The organism is Eubacterium sp. 3_1_31 (genome assembly GCF_964249515.1).
In the GTDB taxonomy this organism is placed as follows: Bacteria; Bacillota_I; Bacilli_A; order Erysipelotrichales; family Erysipelotrichaceae; genus Longicatena; species Longicatena caecimuris.
Genome location: NZ_CAXUBY010000089.1, coordinates 1 through 2765, shown reverse-complemented (window position 1 = coordinate 2765; position 2765 = coordinate 1). Strand labels below are relative to the sequence as shown.

The window sequence follows — 2765 nt, the reverse complement described above, 5'->3', positions numbered from 1 at the left end:
TAAGCCGTATGCCTTAATAGGGCACGTACGGTTTGATAAGGGGCGGTAGTTTAATGACTATCGCCTACTTTCTTTATGTTGCAGCTAGCTGTGTACTTTATTATTTACCTATTACAGGTGAATGCATCGTGTTTAGCATCTTTTGCAAATTGTGTGCATACAAGAGGGTTTCTTTTGGTTCACTATTTGTTTGATACACGGCTTGTTTCTATACATATTTTTTGTTTTTATGCCAGTAAAAAAGCTGTCGCTCATGTGCCCCTTTTCATGATACATTAGGGTGTTTACATGTACGACAGCAGGAAAATGGTTATTTAGAAGATCTGGAAACCGATTTTCTTTTTTACTTTCATTAATTTTTTATGCGCAAAATAGCTGGCTTTCTCATTACCTTCTTTAATAACTTTTTCAGCAGCACCACTTTTTATGATTTCATGGTACTTTATTTGCAATTCCGTTAAAAAGTCAAATACAGCCTGTCCGACTTCCTTTTTCAATTCTCCATATCCTTTGCCTTCATAACGAGCTACGATATGATCAATTTCTTCGCCATTTAAAGAAGATAAAATCGTCAGTAAATTGGCAATGCCTGGCTGCTTTTCTGGTTCATATTGAATGATGCCAAGAGAGTCTGTAACAGCTGACATAATCTTTTTACGTGCAACTGCAGGCTCATCTAGCAAATCAATCGTACCTTTTGGATTATCTTCAGATTTAGACATCTTTTTTGTTGGATCTTGTAAGGAATAAATTTTGGCACCAACCTTTGCGACTAAAGGTTCTGGAATGGTAAAGGTATCTCCATAACGATTGTTGAAGCGTTCAGCTAGATTTCTGGTTAACTCGACATGTTGTTTTTGGTCAACTCCTACAGGAACATAATCAGCATCATATAATAAGATATCCGCAGCCATAAGGGAAGGATATGTGAACAGTCCTGCTGTTATTCCGGTCTCGCCCTTGGCAGTCTTATCTTTATATTGTGTCATGCGTTGTAATTCTCCCATATAGGAATTACAAGTCATGATCCAACCCAATTCGGCATGTTCATGTACATCACTCTGCAGGAAAATGGTGGTTTTCTCAGGATCCAGGCCACATGCTAGATACAGGGCAATGACATCTCTGGTATTTTTCTTTAATTCCGCTTTATCTTGGGCAACTGTAATGGCGTGCATATTAGCGATGAAAACAAACATTTCATAATCATCCTGGTAGGCGACAAAGTTACGGATGGCTCCGATATAATTTCCAAGTGTTAATCGCCCGGTTGGTTTAATGCCACTTAACATTCTTTTCATAATATATATCCTCTCCTAAAATAAAAAAGGTACCCAATAAGGACGCATGATGCATGCGTGGTACCAGCCTTCTTATTCATCTTCTTTATGATGAATCACTCTGTCGATAACGGTGACACCGATTCCTTAAAGGAATATGCTCCAAAGTTCCATTTCAAATAGCAGGCTGTACTGATTTACACCAACCATCAGTTCTCTATAAACAGTTTCTGTATTTTACTATACCTTCTTCATCGCATGTACTTTTCCTGTATATCATACTATCATTGAGAAAACTTGACAAGAGGTTAAATAAAAAATAGTACAGATGCAAGAAGTGTTTTCTTTGCCTACCTTTTTTAGTTGCACCATTAAATTCAGATACTTTGCCTACAGCAGTCAGCATAAAGATAACTCTCATCCTTTAGGATTCGTGATTTTTTTCTGAACATGTATAGTCACAAACATGAGGTATTCTACTTGCTATGCCTAATAACTTTGTTGTAATGTGCGAAAATATAAAAAAAAGAAGAGATATAACGCTGTTCATATGGTGAAGGAAGAGAAAAAAATTCAGAATTAGGGTATTTCAAATATTGATGGAACGTATTGATAGCTGGTAAGTATAAGGAATGGGAAAAATAAAAATTATCCAAAAATAACTTTTCTATTAATAAACAATTCGTTATAATGATAGAGTAAAGAAAAAGGAGGTCGTTGTTTATGATTATCTTGTATACCTCACCTGGATGTGCCAGCTGCCGTAAGGCGAAACAATGGCTGAAAGATAATGATATGAAATTCATAGAAAAAAACATTTTCACGACGTTGTTAAAAGAAGATGAAATCAAATATTTATTACAGCGTACAGAGAATGGAACGGAAGATATTATCTCAACGCGTAGTAAAGCGTTTCAGGAACTGCATCGGGATGTAGATGATTTATCCGTGAAGGAACTTGTCAGCATCATTCAGAAAAATCCATCTATATTAAAACGTCCGATTATGATTAATGAAAATAGTTTTGTGGTTGGTTATGATGATGATGAAATTACTGCTTTGGTACCTGCTAAACTACGCTTGACTGCTGAGAAGGCTTGTAATCCAAGCTGTGCGAATTATCCAATCTGTGGTAAGGTGCGGGAAGAAGCAGTATAATCATATCGCCATGTTAGATTTTGTATATGAGCCGTTATGACCATTCATAATTGTCATAGTTGATAGTTTTAAAATTATATACTCATATATTATAGAAATGTCATGTGAATGCATGGCATTTTTTATTAGATAATAAGCCATTGGATGTGTAATCGGAAAAGAGATGATATGGAAATAAGGAATGAAAAGATAAGAAAAGTTTGATATCTTGGATGTAATCGTTTACAGTATGAAAAGATAAAAAAGATCATTAAAAAGTGAAAAAAATAAAAAATAAGCGTTGACATGAAAGATAAATTGATGTATTATAAACAGGCACTCAACGAG

Annotated in this window: 2 protein-coding genes and 1 other annotated feature; of the genes, one reads left to right on the top strand and one right to left on the bottom strand. The window is 35.3% G+C overall.

Annotated elements, in window-relative coordinates:
* Positions 1 to 314: 314 nt before the first annotated feature.
* Entirely contained in the window at positions 315 to 1301 is a 987-nt protein-coding gene (trpS, locus tag ACESSZ_RS16315; protein WP_008687545.1) for a tryptophan--tRNA ligase, read from the bottom strand.
* Positions 1302 to 1336: 35 nt separating this feature from the next.
* Positions 1337 to 1544: a binding site (T-box leader), on the bottom strand.
* A 459-nt stretch (positions 1545 to 2003) separates the two neighbouring features.
* Here trpS and spx point away from each other — a divergent pair.
* Positions 2004 to 2438 carry a transcriptional regulator Spx gene (gene spx, locus ACESSZ_RS16310; protein WP_008687546.1) on the top strand — a complete coding sequence of 145 codons (435 nt, stop codon included), beginning with the start codon at positions 2004 to 2006 and terminating at the stop codon, positions 2436 to 2438.
* Positions 2439 to 2765 lie beyond the last annotated feature (327 nt).

Bases quoted from the DNA above. Each gene is read 5' to 3' on its own strand.
- trpS (WP_008687545.1), bottom strand. From the start codon at position 1,301: ATGAAAAGAATGTTAAGTGGCATTAAACCAACCGGGCGATTAACACTT.
- spx (WP_008687546.1), top strand. From the start codon at position 2,004: ATGATTATCTTGTATACCTCACCTGGATGTGCCAGCTGCCGTAAGGCG.